At 66.8% G+C, this 16,364-nt stretch carries 12 protein-coding genes and 2 pseudogenes; 4 read left to right on the top strand and 10 right to left on the bottom strand.

Annotated features, from left to right (window positions below):
- Window positions 1-71 precede the first annotated feature (71 nt).
- From ACTOWJ_RS24500 to ACTOWJ_RS24510, 3 genes are all read left to right on the top strand, one after another.
- Window positions 72-983, top strand: a complete 912-nt coding sequence (locus ACTOWJ_RS24500) for an SDR family oxidoreductase (protein ID WP_441337234.1) — start codon at window positions 72-74, stop codon at window positions 981-983.
- Window positions 984-993: 10 nt separating this feature from the next.
- A complete protein-coding gene (locus ACTOWJ_RS24505) occupies window positions 994-1,473 on the top strand; it encodes a DUF1097 domain-containing protein (protein WP_441337235.1) in 480 nt (159 codons plus the stop codon).
- A gap of 86 nt (window positions 1,474-1,559) precedes the next feature.
- Window positions 1,560-1,883 (top strand): DUF3861 domain-containing protein, encoded by a 324-nt coding sequence (locus ACTOWJ_RS24510; RefSeq protein ID WP_441337236.1) that lies wholly within the window; start codon window positions 1,560-1,562, stop codon window positions 1,881-1,883.
- Between the two features lie 183 nt (window positions 1,884-2,066).
- Here ACTOWJ_RS24510 and ACTOWJ_RS24515 read toward each other — a convergent pair whose 3' ends face one another.
- The gene (locus ACTOWJ_RS24515) at window positions 2,067-3,737 is read right to left on the bottom strand and encodes a glycoside hydrolase family 19 protein (RefSeq protein ID WP_441337237.1); all 1,671 of its coding nucleotides are present in this window, start codon (window positions 3,735-3,737) and stop codon (window positions 2,067-2,069) included.
- A 307-nt stretch (window positions 3,738-4,044) separates the two neighbouring features.
- Between ACTOWJ_RS24515 and ACTOWJ_RS24520 the strand changes: the two genes are divergently transcribed.
- A complete protein-coding gene (locus tag ACTOWJ_RS24520; RefSeq protein ID WP_441337238.1) occupies window positions 4,045-5,193 on the top strand; it encodes a hypothetical protein in 1,149 nt (382 codons plus the stop codon).
- A 262-nt stretch (window positions 5,194-5,455) separates the two neighbouring features.
- Here the strand turns inward: ACTOWJ_RS24520 and ACTOWJ_RS24525 are convergent, their stop codons facing one another.
- The 9 genes and pseudogenes from ACTOWJ_RS24525 to rimP all read right to left on the bottom strand — a co-directional run bounded on the left by ACTOWJ_RS24525 (window position 5,456) and on the right by rimP (window position 16,217).
- Complete coding sequence (locus ACTOWJ_RS24525; protein ID WP_441337239.1) at window positions 5,456-5,725, bottom strand: DUF2845 domain-containing protein; 270 nt, start codon at window positions 5,723-5,725, stop codon at window positions 5,456-5,458.
- A gap of 818 nt (window positions 5,726-6,543) precedes the next feature.
- Window positions 6,544-8,652: a polyribonucleotide nucleotidyltransferase gene (pnp, locus tag ACTOWJ_RS24530; RefSeq protein WP_441337240.1), complete on the bottom strand. Its 2,109-nt coding sequence runs from the start codon at window positions 8,650-8,652 to the stop codon at window positions 6,544-6,546.
- A gap of 257 nt (window positions 8,653-8,909) precedes the next feature.
- Entirely contained in the window at window positions 8,910-9,170 is a 261-nt protein-coding gene (gene rpsO / locus ACTOWJ_RS24535) for a 30S ribosomal protein S15 (protein WP_057942725.1), read from the bottom strand.
- A 303-nt stretch (window positions 9,171-9,473) separates the two neighbouring features.
- Window positions 9,474-10,406 (bottom strand): tRNA pseudouridine(55) synthase TruB, encoded by a 933-nt coding sequence (gene truB, locus ACTOWJ_RS24540; RefSeq protein WP_441337241.1) that lies wholly within the window; start codon window positions 10,404-10,406, stop codon window positions 9,474-9,476.
- Between the two features lie 252 nt (window positions 10,407-10,658).
- Window positions 10,659-11,057, bottom strand: a complete 399-nt coding sequence (rbfA, locus tag ACTOWJ_RS24545) for a 30S ribosome-binding factor RbfA (protein WP_441337242.1) — start codon at window positions 11,055-11,057, stop codon at window positions 10,659-10,661.
- 132 nt (window positions 11,058-11,189) lie between these two features.
- Window positions 11,190-13,211, bottom strand: a pseudogene (gene infB / locus ACTOWJ_RS24550) (translation initiation factor IF-2); the annotation flags it as partial.
- Between the two features lie 74 nt (window positions 13,212-13,285).
- Window positions 13,286-13,829 (bottom strand): annotated as a pseudogene (locus ACTOWJ_RS24555) (translation initiation factor IF-2); the annotation flags it as partial.
- Window positions 13,830-14,043: 214 nt separating this feature from the next.
- A complete protein-coding gene (gene nusA, locus ACTOWJ_RS24560) occupies window positions 14,044-15,531 on the bottom strand; it encodes a transcription termination factor NusA (RefSeq protein ID WP_441337243.1) in 1,488 nt (495 codons plus the stop codon).
- A gap of 68 nt (window positions 15,532-15,599) precedes the next feature.
- Window positions 15,600-16,217 (bottom strand): ribosome maturation factor RimP, encoded by a 618-nt coding sequence (gene rimP, locus ACTOWJ_RS24565; RefSeq protein WP_441337244.1) that lies wholly within the window; start codon window positions 16,215-16,217, stop codon window positions 15,600-15,602.
- Between the last annotated feature and the right edge of the window lie 147 nt (window positions 16,218-16,364).

Below are 16,364 nucleotides of genomic sequence, written 5' to 3' on the forward strand. Positions count from 1 at the left end.
TCGTTCGCTACTCCTCTCGTCTTTTTCCTTCATCCCGGACGTCGCACGACGTCCGCCAGCGGAGCTTTGCCATGAACCAGCAGCAGATCGTCCTCATCACCGGTGCCTCCAGCGGTTTCGGCGCCCTCGCCGCGCGCGCGCTCGCCCACGCCGGCCACACTGTCTATGCCAGCATGCGCGAAACCGCAGGGCGCAATGCGCCGCAAGTTTCCGCGGCCGCCGACTACGCCGCGCAACATGGCGTGGACCTGCGCGCGATCGAACTCGATGTCGCCTCGCAGGACTCGGCCGACGCCGCCCTCGCCCGGATCGTGCAAGACCACGGCCGCCTCGACGTACTGGTGCACAACGCCGGCCATATGGCCTTCGGTCCGGCCGAAGCCTTCACCCCGGAACAATTCGCGCAACTGTTCGACAGCAACGTGCTCGGCGCGCAACGGGTCAACCGCGCCGCGCTGCCGCAACTGCGCAAGCAACGCCGCGGTTTACTGTTGTGGGTGTCGAGCAGCAGCGTGCGCGGCGGTACCCCGCCGTATCTGGCCCCGTACTTCGCGGCCAAGGCGGCGATGGATTCGCTTGCGATCAGTTATGCCGGCGAACTCGCGCGCTGGGGCATCGAAAGCTCGATCCTGGTCCCGGGCGCGTTCACCTCGGGCACCAATCACTTCGCCCACGCCGGCGCGCCGGCCGATACGCAGTGTCTGGCCGAATACGACGCCGCGCCCACCGCCGGGTTCGGCGACGAGATTCTGCGCAAGCTGGCCGGCACCGTGCCCGAGGACGCCGACGTGGCCAGCGTGGCCGAAGCGATCGTGCAGATCGTCGACCGCCCCTACGGCCTGCGTCCGTTCCGCGTGCACGTCGATCCGGCCAGCGATGGCGCCGAAGTGGTCAACGCGGTCGGCGACCGGATCCGCGCCGAGTTCCTGCGTCGCATCGGGCTCGGCGATCTGCTCGCGCCGCGCATGACCACGACGAACTGAGGCCGCAGCCATGACGCGTCAATGGGTATCGCATCTGAAAGTCACGCTGGGCGAATCGGCGGTCGCCTCCGCCGCCGGTCTGGGTTCGGTGTTGTTGGAACTGCCGGTGTGGGCGATGTTCGTCGGCTGGATCGCCTTCTTCACCCGCGGCGCGAATCTGCGCCACGGGCTGATCACGCTGGCCTGCGTATTCGCCGGCCTGATCCTGGGCATGGCCGCAGCCGCCGCGCTCGCGGTACTGACGCCGCATTGGGGCGCGGCCAGCGTCGCGGTGGGGGTGTTCGCGGTCGCCGCGATGGTGGTGTCGCTGCGTTCGCTGCCGGTGTTCAACAACCTGCTCGGCTTCTTTCTGGGACTGGTCGCGTGGTTCGCCGCGCATCGCCCGGCCTCGCTGGAGAACTTAGCCGACCTGGCGCTTGCCGCCGCCCTGGGCACCCTGGCCGGCTGGCTCGCCAGCCGCGTGCACCATCGATGGACGCCCGCGGCCTAGCGGCGAAGTTCCGCGGATGCGCGGCAGGGGCCGCGCATCCGCGTTGATCGCATCACTGGTTTGTCGCCGTTCGTAAGGAACATCGCATGAAACCCTACCGCTATCGCATCCACGTTCAAGCACTCGATTCCGGGTCGACAGCGCCGATCACGCCCGCGGGCGATTCGCTGCGCTTCGATGTCGCTCATCACGACGAATTGCTGTCCATCGTCGACAAAGTTCGCCGCGGCACCGGTTACCCGGCCGACGACGCGGCCGCGCTGGCCGTAGGCCTGAAGCTGTTGAGCGCGGTCATGCTGGACCGTCGCAAGGATCCGTTGTTCGCCGATGTGCGGCCGGCGCTGCGGGCGTTCATCGGCAATCTCAAGGCGCGTACCGCTGAGGGCGATGGGGATGTGGAACAGGTTTGAGGAAGGCCGCGGGCACCCATGGTGCGGCGCTCAAAAAAACGCAACGGCGACTCGGTGGTCGCCGTTACGAGAAGACTGGATGGAGGGAACTGCGCAAGCGGGATTGGCTTGGACTGCTTGCGCCGTTGCTTGGTGTTCTATGCCGCGACGGATCGGACGCGGAATTTCGGATACGATGTCGGCTTAGTCGGTCACCACCACGTTCGCAAACCCCGCGACCATGCATCGCTCATAGTCGCCGCTGTTGAACGCCGAATGCGGAGTCTGATAACCGACCAGCTTGCAGGCGTAACTCTTACCGCCCGGGTTGGACGCGACCCAGCTTTCGTCGCGTTCCCAATAGATCGCCAAGGCGCCGGCGCCGTTGGCGTCGAACTGCTTCATGCCCTTGCAGCCCAGCACCTCGTCGCCCGGCACCGGCACCTGGAAGTAGGCGGCGGCGTCGCGGTAATAGGCGATGCGGTTCTGCGATTGCAGATGCTCGGCGCTGCCGCCGCACTCCACCCCGCCGTTGATGATCTGGGTGGTCACGCCGAAGCCCGGGACCAGACCGCTCTGAATATCGTGCGCGTTGGGCGCCCAGGTGCCGTCGATCACATGCAGCATCGAGGGCTTGGGCGGCTGCGGGTAGGAGAAGAAGAACGTCGCGCTGGCCAGATTGAGCCAGGTGTCGGCGACCAGATCCGGACGGTCGAGCAACACGCGCACATCGCCGTACATCGCCTCGGAGAACGGGCCGTAGTTGTAGTTGTACGACAGCTGCTTGGCGCCGCGGCCGAAATAGCTCTTGAAGGTGCCGTCGGCGAATTTGCCGCAAGGCCAGGTCTTGCCCTGCCAGATTGCCGGATTGCATTCGCCGTTGTAGCCGTTGCGCATGTTCTCGTTCCAGCCCATTTCGCGTACATGCACCAGCGCCTGGCGCCACTGCGGGAGGGCGATGCTGGCGTCGTGGCCGCCGGTTTCCTGCGCGAAGTGGGCGACCATCGTCGCCAGGGTCTTGCGGCAGATCGCGTCGGATTGGGCGGCGTTGGCGTAAGTGGCGCACACCGCCGGAAACTTGGCCACCGCCTGCAGCAGGCCGCGATAGCTGTACTCGGGCGCGCGCATCGGGAACACGAACTCGAACTGGGCGTTGCTCAGGATCGATTCGACCCGGCGCACATTGTCCGGATTGGCCGCGCGCCCGGGCAGCACCGCTTCGACCGCGGCATTGTCGAGCGTGCGGATCGACTCCTTGACCTTGCGCATCAACGGCGAATCGGTCAGTTGCGCTTCCTTGGCGACGAGCGCGCTGCGGGCGATGCGGTATTCGCCGTCCGGCCCCGGCTCGGTGCCGGGCGGATCGCCGCCGCCCGGCGGAGTGCCGCCGCCGTCGGGGCAACCGGCGCTGGTACCAGCCGGCGCGAGTTCCCACGGCGTGTCCCAGGGATTGGGCGCGGTCGCGACGTCCGCCGGCGACTGGCCGGCATTGGCGTACCACTTGGCGCGATACAGCGCGTCGCCGTGGATCACGACGCAACCGCCGGGATAAGCGTTGGCGCCAACGTAGGTATCGCCCGCCGCCGCAGGTGTCGATACAGGCGCGGGCGCCGGCGAACCGGCGGCCGCGTCGACCAACTCCCAAGGCGTGTCCCAGGAGTGTGCGGCGGTGGCGACCTGCGCCGGCGATTGACCGACATTGGCATACCACTTGGCCCGGTAGCGCTGACCCTGGAACTCGACCACTGTATCGCCGGCATAGGCGCGCCCGGAGTCGTAGCGTTCGGCGGATACGGCGAAGGACGTGGCGATGGTGATCACGGCGATCACGGCGATCGCCAACAAGGAAGCGGCCGGGCGTTTGCGGTAGGTCATGACAGTGCTTGATGTGAGGGGAGGTCCGGCCAGCCTCCGATAAGCACTCGCCGTTTGCCATCAGACGAATCCGAATCGTTCGGTCACGAACCCGGATCGATGGTCGCGCCAGCGCCAGTCGCGCGGCCGGTCGGCTTGTCGTCGAGGCCGAGCTAGACACGCTGCCGCGACGTCCCGGCCTGCGCAGGCAATCCAGGCGCCCCAGGCGCTTCCAACCTTCCTGCGCCATCCATTCGACGGCACGCGCATGCATCGCCATTGCCTTCTATGATTCGTCGATGCGGACCACCGACCGATCCGAACGACGATGACCACCCCCATGAAGCAAGGACGCAACGCCCTGTGGCTGTTGGCGCTGGCCGCCACCGGCGCCGGCATGTACTTCTGGGGCCGGCACACCGGTGCCGATGCCCCGGCCGAGGCGAGCACCGCCGCGACGGTTGCGCCGAGCCAAGCCGCGCCGCCCAGGGCCGGCGGCGGCAATGGGCCGAACGCTTCGATTCCTCGTTACTCCACCGGGACCGCCCGGCCGCTGCCGTCGCTGGAAACGCCGCTGCGTCTGGTGCTGCCGGAACTGCAGCGGCGCGCGGCCAACGAGCCTGCCGCGGCCTGCCGGTTGGCGGCGGAGATGGAGTACTGCGACGGCCTGCGCCAGCGCCTGGCCGGCGCGGAGAACGGCCTGGACAATTTCGAACGCCAGCTCGAGCGCATGCCGAAGGACACGCCGCAGCAACGCGAACAGCGCAAGCGCATGGCCGACAGCTACCAGAGCATGACCGACAAACTGCTCACCCAATCCGAACACTGCGCCGACGTGCCGCCGATGAGCGCCGAACAGCGCGCCGGCTATTGGCGCCGCGCCGCGCTCGCCGGGCATCCGGCGGCGATGCGCCACTACGCCAGCGGCAACGCCTTCCGCCAACAGCAACTGCTCGACGCCCTGCCCGCGTTGGCGACCTATCGCGGCGAGGCCGAATCCATCGCCCGCACCGCGGCGATGCGCGGCGACCGGCGCATGCTGGCGTCGCTGGCCTATGCCTACTCGCCTCGGCGCGACAGCATGCGGCGGAATTTTCTCGGCCAGACGGTCAAGTCCGATCCGGTGGAATCGCTGAGCCTGTTCCTGCAACTGCGCGATTCGTTGCCGCCGGCGCAGCCCGATGCGGTGGCCGACGCGGCCGCGCCGGCCGGAACGCGCCCGGGCCTCGGGCGATCGGCCGTGGGCCAACGCGAGTCGATCGAAGCGCAGATTCGCGCGCTCACCCGCGACATGTCGCCCGAACAAGCCAGCCAAGCGCGCGAACGCGCGGGCGAACGCGCGCAGAGCTGGAACCGTCCCAATGCGCAGCAAACCCCTGCGCCCGGCGCCGAATCCAGCACCTCCGACGGCATGCCGCCGTTCCTGTTGCAAGGCGCGGTGCAGGATATCCAGCGACAGGAATGCGATTCGGTCTGACTTGCGCGGTCTCACTCCGCTTTCGCGGCGCGCCATGAGCAACAGAACTCGCCGGCAGCAGTCGCCAGCGCATCGGCGGCGGTGCGGCCGTCCGGTCGTCGCCGCGTGTGTGGCGCAGCTCGCGCACAAGCGATAACGGCGGCCCGGTTCGACGCGGAACCGCCGCGCCGCGAACAGACCACCCCGCACGAGCCGCCACGCAGATCGTTCGCAGTCGGCACGCGCTCGTGCCCGGCGGTTCATCCCGCCGGGCACGATGGGCTCAGGTCAATACTTCGGAAACCTGCACGATCGCGCCGTCGCGCACGGTGATCAGCACGGTCTTGCCTTTCAGGTAGTACTCGAAACGCTCGCCGTCGTTGGCGCCGAACTTGTTTTCCAACTGAACGACGCGATCAGGCTTGCCCGCGACCTGGTACAGCCGGCCGACGGTGTCGCCGACGGTGACCAGCTTGTTGCCGAACGCGACCGACTGCGCCCAGGCCGGCAAGGCCAGCATCGTTGCCAGAACCACGATGATCGCACTGCGCATGACAGCTCCAGCGAAAGTGGCAGGAACCCCAGGTTACCGCCGTTCACCATCGGCGTGGCGCCCGTTTGAGCGACTCGTAGCGATCGGTCACAGATTGCGTTCATTGTGGACAAAAGCTGACAAGCCCAAGCAGTCCGACGACCGGGGACGCGACGCCCTTCAACGGCGACGGCAAGCGGTGCGAAACCGGCGTCGGCAACCGACAGCGACGTCCGCGCCGATGCATGGCTTATCCGCGTCGGTCGATGCGAGCGGGCGTGGGCTACGGCTTGCAGACCGAGGCAGGGTCGGCCCCGCCGGCATTGGCTTTCCAAAGACAAATCACCCGATCCAGCGCCAGGCCGGTGCGGGCGTTGCTCAAGAACACGATGCCGTCGCGTTACGCCCGGCCCGCGTCGCAACACAGTACGCACGGGCAGCGTCATGTCGCGACTCGAAGCGACTCGTCCGTGCATCCGACAACGCATCCGCACCGCCGTCGCCGCAACGATCCGTTACTGGATGCACCGGGCCGGCGGAGGGTTTATCCGGCGTCGGGCCGCGATCGCCGATCGCGCGATCGACGCGACTGACGTGGCCGTGCGCGACGGTGTCGCTTGCATCGGCGGATGGATAAACGAATCGCCGTCGGCGTATCCCATGCATCTCCCGTGCATCGCCGTTCGACCGTATCGGCTCATCGCCTCGTCCGGCCACCGCCTTACCGATACGAACGACGACACGGACCGTTGCCGCCCGGTAGCCACGCATGCATCGCCGCCCCCAACGAAAAAGCGGGCCGAAGCCCGCTTTTTCGAATCCGACGTGACGCGCGACGATTACTCGGCCGCGATGCCCTCGCCTTCTTCCACTGCCTTCATCGACAGGCGGATGCGGCCCTGCTTGTCGACTTCCAGCACCTTGACCTTGACCACGTCGCCTTCCTTGAGCTTGTCGCTGACCTTCTCGACGCGCTCATTGGAGATCTGCGAGACGTGGACCAGACCGTCCTTGCCCGGCAGGATGGTGACGAACGCACCGAAGTCCATGATCTTGGCGACCTTGCCTTCGTAGATGCGGCCCGGCTCGACGTCGGAGACGATCTGGTCGATGCGCGCCTTGGCGGCCTGCGCGGCGGCGGCGTTGACCGAGGCGATGACGATGGTGCCGTCGTCCTGGATGTCGATCTGGGTGCCGGTTTCCTTCGTGATCGCCTGGATGGTCGAGCCGCCCTTGCCGATCACTTCGCGGATCTTGTCCGGATGGATCTTCATGGTCAGCAGACGCGGCGCGTACTCGGACAGCTCGGTGCGCGACTGGGTGAGGGCATGCGCCATCTCGCCGAGGATATGCAGACGGCCGGCCTTGGCCTGGCCCAGCGCGACCTGCATGATCTCTTCAGTGATGCCCTGGATCTTGATGTCCATCTGCAGCGCCGTGATGCCTTCCGACGTACCGGCCACCTTGAAGTCCATGTCGCCGAGGTGATCCTCGTCGCCAAGGATGTCGGACAGGACGACGAAGTTGTCGCCTTCCTTGACCAGACCCATCGCGATACCCGCGACCGGCGCCTTGATCGGCACGCCGGCATCCATCAGCGCCAGCGAGCTGCCGCAGACCGAAGCCATCGACGACGAGCCGTTCGACTCGGTGATTTCCGAGACGATGCGGATGGTGTACGGGAATTCTTCCATCGTCGGCATCACCGCAAGCACGCCGCGCTTGGCCAGGCGGCCGTGGCCGATTTCGCGGCGCTTCGGGCCCATCATGCGGCCGCATTCGCCGACCGAGTAAGGCGGGAAGTTGTAATGGAACAGGAAGTGTTCCTTGTACTCGCCGGAGACGGCGTCGATGATCTGACCGTCGCGCGTGGTGCCCAGCGTGGCGATCACGATGGCCTGGGTCTCGCCGCGGGTGAACAGCGAGGAGCCGTGGGTACGCGGCAGCACGCTGACCTTCGAAGCGATCGGGCGCACGGTGTCGAGCGCGCGGCCGTCGATACGGACCTTGGTGCTGAGCACCGAGTTACGCATGGTCTGGTATTCGAGTTCGCCGAATTCCTTCGACAGCTCGGCGTTGACCCAGCCGTCGGCTTCGGCGCGGCCGGCCAGCGACTGCAGCACGTCCTTCTTGATCGCGCTGATGGCGTCGCGGCGCTGCAGCTTGTCGCGCACCATGAAGGCCTGCGCAAGTTGCCCGCCTACGGCCTCTTTCAGCGCGCCGATCAGCGCGTCGTTCTTGGCCGGAGCTTCCCACGAGGAGGCCTTGGTGCCGGCTTCGACGACGAGCTCGTTGATGATGTTGATGACCTTCTGCATTTCGCGATGGCCGAACATCACCGCGCCGAGCATGACGTCCTCGGACAGCATCTTGGCTTCGGATTCGACCATCAGCACCGCATTGGAGGTACCGGCGACGACGAGCTCGAGCTCGGAGTCGGCCAGTTCCGTGGCGGTCGGGTTGAGCAGGTACTGGCCGTTCTTGTAACCGACCTTGGCCGCGCCGATCGGACCCTGGAACGGGGTGCCGGCGAGCGCCATGGCGGCCGAAGCGCCGATCAGCGCCGGGATGTCGCCGTCGATTTCCGGGTTGAGCGACATGACGGTCGCGATGATCTGCACTTCGTTCTTGTAGTCCTCCGGGAACAGAGGACGGATCGGACGATCGATCAGACGCGAGATCAAGGTTTCCTTCTCGGTCGCACGGCCCTCACGCTTGAAGAAGCCGCCCGGGATGCGTCCGCCGGCGTAGAACTTTTCCTGATAATCCACGGTCAGCGGGAAGAAGTCCTGACCCTCGCGCGCGCTCTTGGCGGCAACGGCGGTCACCAGCAATACGGTGTCTTCGAACTTGACGATCACTGCGCCGCCGGCCTGACGGGCGACTTCGCCGGTCTCCAGGGTCACCTGATGGTTGCCGTACTGGAAGGTCTTGGTAATTTTTGCCACGTTGGGTTCCTTCGATAACTATGCGTTCCGGTCGGGGCCCTTGCCCCGCTCCGGTCGGCCGCCGGCGCAGCGGCCTGAGGTTTGTTGCGTTTCGCGCGCGCTCCGGCGCTGCGTCGCATGTGGCCCGTGGGCCGCTCCAGTTCGGCGGTCGCGCTCGCGTACCGACGCTGGCGGCGTTGCGTCCTGCATCGCCTGCGGACTTTCATGTCCGCCAAAACAAACCGCGGCGCATCGCTGCGCCGCGGTTGGGTGTCCGATTAGCGACGCAGACCGAGCTTCTCGATCAGGGCCTTGTAGCGCTCGCCGTCTTTGCGCTTGAGGTAGTCGAGCAGACTGCGGCGGCGGTTGACCATCATCAGCAGGCCGCGGCGGCTGTGGTGATCCTGCTTGTGCTGCTTGAAGTGGCCGGTGAGCTGCTCGATGCGAGCGGTGAGCAGGGCGACCTGGACTTCCGGCGAACCGGTGTCGTTGGCGCCGCGCTTGTTGTCTTCAATAACCTTGCTGGTGTCGATCGACATGACTTATGTTCTCGGTAGATGCGGGGCCCGCAGAAGCGAATCGGCCGCGAAATTTTCGCGCCGACGCACCGCCTGGCCCGCCGCGTGCTTAAAGGTAAGGATTGCCGTCCAAGCGGGCCGCGCACCGAAGTCCGGGCGAAGTGCTTGAAAAGCGGCGGAATTGTAACAGCCCGCGAAGACGATTGCGACCGCGGATCGGTGCGGATCGATACCGGGTGCGCAACCTCGCCGGCACCCAAATCCGGCATGGCGGCCCGTTCAGCTGGACTCGTTCGTGGCGCGGGCCGGGCCGCCCGGCCGCCGTCAACCGCCCTGCGCGGCCCAGCGGAACAGCCGTTGCGGTTGCAGGCGGCCTTCGGCCTGACGCAGGCCCAGGCCCAGACAGCGGCCGGCTTCGCCGTAGATCGCCACCAGGCCGGGCTCGCCGGCGTCGCAGCCGACCGCCTGGCCGTGACCGAGCCGCTGCGCGGCGTCCGCGTCCAGGCTGACCCGGTCGAAGCCGGTCAGGCCAGCCTCGATCGGCAGCAGGTGTTCGTCCACGGCGCGTTCGCCGCCCTGCTCGGCCAACTCGCGCAGTTGCTCCAAAGTCACCATGCGCGGCTGCATGAACGGCTCGACCCACAGCCGCCGCAGCACCGCCACGTGGGCGCCGCAGCCCAGGGTCTCACCGAGGTCGCGGACAAGACTGCGCACATAGGTGCCCGAACCGCACTCGATCTGCAGTTCCAGGCGCGGGCCGTCGCGGCCGGTCAGGCGCAGCGAATGCACGATCACATCGCGCTGGGGCGCCTCGATGGTCTCGCCGCGGCGGGCCTTGGCGTACAGCGGTTCGCCGCCCTGCTTGAGCGCGGAATAGATCGGCGCGCGTTGGCGGATCGGGCCGCGTAGCGGCGCAAGCGCGGCTTCGATCGCGGCGTCTTCGAGTTCGGGCACCGGCCGTTCGAGCAGCGGCGCGCCGTCGGCGTCGTCGCTGTCGGTGGTCAGGCCGAGCACGGCGGTGGTGACGTAGGCCTTGCGCGCGCCGAGCAGCAGGCCGGCGATCTTGGTCGCCTCGCCGAAGCACAGCGGCAGCAGGCCGGTCGCGAGCGGGTCCAGGCTGCCGGTGTGGCCGCCCTTTTCGGCACGGAACAGATGGCGCGCCTGTTGCAGGGCCTGGTTGGAACTCAGCCCCTGCGGTTTGTCGAGCAGCAACAGACCGTCGACGTTGCGCCAATTGCGTTTACGCGTCGTGTTCAAGCAAGCCGTCGCCTTGGAATGATGGCCGCATGCCGGCCGTGGTCTGCGCCGCGGAATGCTCCCATATTGCGCCGGATCGGGCGCGTGAAGCAGCCCCGGCGGGGATCGGGAGTCGGGACGGGTCGCGAGTGGAGCGGGAAGTCTTTCGAGCCGGGCCCGGTGCGAGGCCGTAGCGAGCAGGGGTGAGCTATGCGCAGATCGGCGCACGGCTGGAGCTGAGCCCACGCCGTCGCTCACCGGATGCGGCAGGACTCAGTCCTTGCCGCCCTCGCCTTCGCCGGCGCCTTCGTCGGCCGCTTCGGCCGCGGGCAGATCGCGCAACAAGATTCCGATGCGTTCGCCGCGATCGACCGAGTCGTCGTAGTGGAAATGCAGCTCCGGCACGTGCCGCAGCTTCATCGCCTTACCGAGCTGGTAACGCAGGTTGGGCGCTAGTTCCTTAAGGTCCTTGACCGCCTCGCGCGAGCGCTCGGCCTGCAGCGCGGTGACGAACACCTTGGCATGAGCCAGGTCTCGCGAAATTTCGACATCGGACACGCTGACCGACGGCAGACCGTGCTCGCGCACGGCCTCGTGCACGATCTTGCCGAGCTCGCGGCGCAATTGCGCGGCGACCCGGTCGGTACGGTGGAACGATTTGCTGCTGGGCATGTGGATCCGTGTATCGAAAATCAAAAATGGAAACCAGGAAGCCAGGATCGGAACCCTTCGCGGAAATGGGGAGCGACGCTGCGGCCATTCCCCATTCCCTACTCCCTGTTCCCGTACTCCCTGTTCCCGGCCTTACAGCGTGCGCTGAACTTCGATGCGCTCGAAGCACTCGATCTGATCGCCCGGCTTGACGTCGTTGTACGCCTTCACGCCGATACCGCATTCGGTGCCGTTGCGAACTTCGTCGACGTTTTCCTTGAAGCGACGCAGCGATTCCAGCTCGCCCTCGAACACCACGGCGTTGTCGCGCAGCACGCGGATCGGCTTGGAGCGCTTGACCACGCCCTCCACGACCATACAGCCGGCCACAGCGCCGAACTTCGAGCTGCGGAACACATCGCGAACCTCGGCGATGCCGATGATCTCTTCGCGGATTTCCACGCCGAGGATGCCCGACGCCACCTGCTTCACCTGATCGATCACGTCATAGATGATCGAGAAGTAACGCAGATCGACGCCGTTTCCTTCGATGATGCGGCGGGCCGAAGCGTCGGCGCGGACGTTGAAGCCGATCACCGTGGCCTTGGCGGTGGCCGCGGCATTGGCGTCGGACTCGGTGATGCCACCGACGCCCGAGCTGATCACGTTGATGCGGATCTGATCGTTGGACAGCGCGACCAGGGCCTGACGCAGCGCCTCGACCGAACCTTGCACGTCGGCCTTGATGACCAGGTTGAGGCTCAACTGGCCCTCGCCCTTGCCCATCTGGGCCATGATGTCTTCCATGCGGTTGCCGGCGGCGGCGACCAGGCGCGATTCGCGACGCTTGGCGTCGCGCTGCTGCGCCACGTCCTTGGCCAGACGCTCGTCCTCGACCACGACGAAATCGTCGCCGGCGTCGGGCACGCCCGACAGACCGAGCACCTGCACCGGGATCGACGGTCCGGCGAACTCGACCTGACGGCCGGTTTCGTCGAACAGCGCGCGCACGCGGCCGTACTGCACGCCGCAGACCAGGTAATCGCCCTTCTTGAGCTGTCCCTGCTGGACCAGCACCGTGGCGACCGGGCCACGGCCCTTGTCGAGCGAGGATTCGATCACCGTGCCGATGGCGCGACCGATCGGAACCGCCTTGAGCTCCAGCACTTCGGCCTGCAGCGAGATCGCGTCGAGCAGATCGTCCACGCCGTCGCCGGTCTTGGCCGACAGTTCCACCATCTGCGTGTCGCCGCCGAAATCTTCCGCGACCACCGACTCGGCCAGCAGTTCGTTCTTGACCCGCAGCGGATCGGCGCCGGACTTGTCGATCTTGTTGATCGCCACGATCAAGGGAACACCGGCCGCCTTGGCGTGCTGCACGGCTTCCTTGGTCTGCGGCATGACGCCGTCGTCGGCCGCCACCACCAGCACCACGATGTCGGTCAGCTTGGCGCCGCGCGCGCGCATCGAGGTGAAGGCCGAGTGGCCGGGCGTGTCGAGGAAGCTGATCACGCCGCGAGCGGTTTCGACGTGGTACGCGCCGATGTGCTGGGTGATGCCGCCGGCTTCGCCCGAGGCGACCTTGGTGCGACGGATGTAATCCAGCAGCGAGGTCTTGCCGTGATCGACGTGACCCATGATGGTCACCACCGGCGGACGCGCGACCTTGTCGCCCTGCACTTCCTCGGCATGCGCGATGAGCGCGTCCTCGGCGGCGTTGGCGTTGGTGCGCAGCACGGTGTGGCCGAGTTCCTCGGTCACCAGCGCAGCGGTGTCGTAGTCGATGCTCTGGTTGATGGTCGCCATGACGCCCATCTTGAACAGCGCCTTGACCACGTCGCCGCCCTTGAGCGCGAGCTTCTGGGCCAGATCGGCGACGGTGATGGTGTCGCCGATGGCGACCTCACGCACGATCGGCGCGGTCGGACGCGAGAAGCCGTGCTGGCCGCCGCCGGAGCGCAATTGCTCGTTGGAGCGACGCTGCTGCGGACGGTTGCCGCCCTTGCCGCGCGAATTGCTGGTGCGGCGCGCGCGATCGGACGGGCTCAGGTGCAACTGGCCGGCGAAGCGGTTGGCTGCATCGTCGTCCTCGACGCCGGCGACCATCGCGTGCGAACCGCGAGTCTTGTGGCGCGGGGCGTTCTGGTCCGGACGGGCCGGAGCCGGTGCGGGAGGCTTGGGATGGCCGTGGCCGTGCGTGGCCGGCGGCTTGCGCACCGTGGCCGTCGGCGTAGCCGCGTCGTCGGTGCTGGGCACGATGGCGCTGACGTCGGCGAGCTTTTCTTTCTGCTCCTCCTCGGCCTTGGCGCGCGCGGCTTCCTCGGCGGCCACACGCACGGCCGTGACGGCATCGGCGCGGCGCTTGTCGTCGGCGGCCAGGCGCTCTTGCTCGGCGAGGTTGCGCTGCTTGGACTCTTCGAGCTTGCGCAGGATATCCGCGCGCTCGTCGTTGGGCGAGCCCGAGCCTGCCGGCTCGTTCGGACGGACCAGAGTCACCTTCTTGCGCACGACCACGTCGACCGTGGTCTTGTGCTTGCCTCCGCCGACAGTGATTTCCTGCTTGCGGCTGCGATTGAGGGTGATCTTCTTGGCCGCTTCGTCGGTTTCGGCCGGTTGATCGGCCTTGCCGTGCGAACGCTTGAGGAAGCCGAGCAGCTTGACTTTTTCGATGCTGGTCACGACCTGGTCGGGGCCGCTGAACTTCATGCCGGCCTCGGCCAGCTGTTCCAGCAACTTCTCGACCGGCGTGTTCACCAGTTCGGCCAGCTTGCGGATGGTGGTTTGCTGCGACATTCGGTTTTCCGTGTCCTTCTTGGCGCGGGAACGCATCCCGCGCGTGATGGCGCCATTCTAGCCCCGCGCGCGCCCTTGCACCGGCTCGCGCAAGCCGTCTCGGCCTGCCCGCGGACCGGGCCGATGCCCGATCCTGCGAATCCGGGGCCGACCCAAGGCCGCTCCCCGGTTTGCCGCAAGACGCCTCGCCGGGCCTCTTGCGACGCGTGTCACCTCATTCGAACCAGTGCTTGCGCGCTTCCATGATCAGGGCGGCGGCACGTTCCTCGTCCACGCCTTCGATATCGGTCAACTCGTCGGTGGCCAGGTCGGCCAGGTCGTCCCGGGTGACCACGCCTCTCGCCGCCAGGGTAAAGGCCAGCGCTTCGTCCATGCCCTCCAGCGACAGCAGATCGGCGGCCGGCTGGTGCTCGTCGAGCTCTTCCTCGGCGGCCAGCGCCTCGTTGAGCAGGGCGTCGCGGGCGCGGGCGCGCAGTTCCTCGACGATGTCCTCGTCGAAGCCCTCCACCGCCAGCAGCTCGCCGACCGGCACGTAGGCGATTTCCTCGACCGTGCTGAAACCTTCCGAGACCAGGATGCCGGCGATTTCCTCGTCGACTTCCAGCTTGTCCTGGAACAGCTGGCGCGCGGCGATCTGCTCGGCTTCCGACTTCGCGGTGACCTGATCCTGGGTCATCACGTTGAGCTGCCAACCCGACAGGCGGCTGGCCAGACGCACGTTCTGGCCGCCCTTGCCGATCGCCTGAGCCAGGCGGTCTTCGGCCACGGCCAGGTCCATCGAATGCTTTTCTTCATCGACGATGATCGACTGCACTTCCGCCGGCGCCATCGCGTTGATCACGAACTGGGCCGGGTTGTCCGACCACAGCACGATGTCCACGCGCTCGCCGTTGAGTTCGTTCGACACCGCCTGCACACGCGAACCGCGCATGCCGATGCAGGCGCCGATCGGATCGGTGCGGTTGTCGTGCGCGAGCACAGCGATCTTGGCGCGGTCGCCCGGATCGCGCGCGCAGGCCTTGATCGAGACCAGGCCCTGGCCGACTTCCGGCACTTCCAGCTTGAACAGCTCCATCATGAATTCCGGCGCGGCGCGGCTGATGAACAGCTGCGGGCCGCGCGGCTCGGTGCGCACGTCGAACAGGTAACCGCGCACGCGGTCGCCGGCGCGCAGCACGTCGCGCGGAATGCCCTTGTCCTTGGGAATGATCGCCTCGGCGTTGCCGCCCAGGTCGACGTAGATGTTGCCGCGCTCCACGCGCTTGACGATGCCGGTGACCAACTCCCCGACGCGATCCTTCCAGCCGTCCACGACCTGCGCACGCTCGGCTTCACGCACCCGCTGCACGATCACCTGCTTGGCGGCCTGCGCGGCGATACGGCCGAAATCGGGGTTTTCGATCTGCTCTTCGATGTAGTCGCCGACTTCCACGCCTTCGACTTCGTCGACCGCGTCCATCAGGCGGATCTGCCGGTCCGGCGATTCCATGACCACGTCGTCGGCCACGACTTCCATGCGGCGGAAGGTTTCGTAGTTGCCGTCTTTCTGATCGATGGACACGCGCACCAGCACGTCTTCATCGTGGTAGCGCTTCTTCGCGGCGGAAGCCAGCGCGGCCTCGATGGCCTCGAAGATGACCTCGCGCGGTACGCCCTTTTCGTTGGCTACCGCATCCACCACCAGCAACAGTTCCTTGCTCATCTCGTCACTCCGCACGGGTCGGCTCGCGCCGCCGGCTATTCGGGTTGGTAATTGGCGTCAGATTCAAATCACTTCTTCTTCGAAGCGCGCCGTTTGGGCGGCTTGGAAGGCTTGTCCTTGGGTTTGCTGCGGCCATTGTCGATGGGTTGACCGGGTTTGGTCGGCGCGAAACCCAGCGCGGCCCAGTCCGGCACGATCCGGCCTTTGTCGATGTTCGTGAACGGCACGACGAAGCGTCCGTCGTTGGGCGCGCCCTCGACCAGGAACACGACCTGCTGCCCTTCCACGCCGAGGATCTCGCCCTGCAGACGGCGGCGGCCTTCGTGCGGCAGCTTCAAGGTGACCTTGACGGTCTCGCCGGTGAAGCGGACGTAGTGTTCGAGCGTGAACAGCGGCCGGTCGATGCCCGGCGAGGAAACTTCCAGCGTGTAGTTGCTGGCGATCGGGTCTTCGACGTCGAGCTGGGCCGACACTTCGCGGCTCACCGCCTCGCAGTCTTCGATGCTGACCGAGCGCGGCTGCTCGCCTTCGGGCGCAGCGTCGTACTCGGCGGCCGGCACATCGATATAGATGCGCAGCGTGGCGTTGCCGGCGGCCGGCAGATATTCGATGCCGAGCAATTCCACGCCCAGCGACTCTACCGTCGGGGCGAGCAATGCGGCGATTTGCGTTGCTTTGTCCGTCACGCGCCTGAACTCCTGAGGGGTGCGACTGGCATGACCATCTTCGGTACGCCATGTTTCGGCGAGTTTTCCGCCGCGCTCGATGGCCGCCTGAATCCGGCCGCCGCGCCGCGCCAAAAACCGCTTGTTACCGGGAAATCCCGCTTCGTT

Origin of the sequence: Lysobacter sp. CA199, assembly GCF_052078715.1 — a bacterium.
GTDB lineage: Bacteria > Pseudomonadota > Gammaproteobacteria > Xanthomonadales > Xanthomonadaceae > Lysobacter.

Excerpts from the sequence above, each read along its gene's own strand:
- rbfA (WP_441337242.1), bottom strand. The coding sequence starts at position 11,057 with ATGCCCAGCAGCAAATCGTTCCACCGTACCGACCGGGTCGCCGCGCAA.
- nusA (WP_441337243.1), bottom strand. The coding sequence starts at position 15,531 with ATGAGCAAGGAACTGTTGCTGGTGGTGGATGCGGTAGCCAACGAAAAG.
- ACTOWJ_RS24520 (WP_441337238.1), top strand. The coding sequence starts at position 4,045 with ATGACCACCCCCATGAAGCAAGGACGCAACGCCCTGTGGCTGTTGGCG.
- ACTOWJ_RS24500 (WP_441337234.1), top strand. The coding sequence starts at position 72 with ATGAACCAGCAGCAGATCGTCCTCATCACCGGTGCCTCCAGCGGTTTC.
- ACTOWJ_RS24515 (WP_441337237.1), bottom strand. The coding sequence starts at position 3,737 with ATGACCTACCGCAAACGCCCGGCCGCTTCCTTGTTGGCGATCGCCGTG.
- ACTOWJ_RS24525 (WP_441337239.1), bottom strand. The coding sequence starts at position 5,725 with ATGCGCAGTGCGATCATCGTGGTTCTGGCAACGATGCTGGCCTTGCCG.
- ACTOWJ_RS24510 (WP_441337236.1), top strand. The coding sequence starts at position 1,560 with ATGAAACCCTACCGCTATCGCATCCACGTTCAAGCACTCGATTCCGGG.
- rpsO (WP_057942725.1), bottom strand. The coding sequence starts at position 9,170 with ATGTCGATCGACACCAGCAAGGTTATTGAAGACAACAAGCGCGGCGCC.
- ACTOWJ_RS24505 (WP_441337235.1), top strand. The coding sequence starts at position 994 with ATGACGCGTCAATGGGTATCGCATCTGAAAGTCACGCTGGGCGAATCG.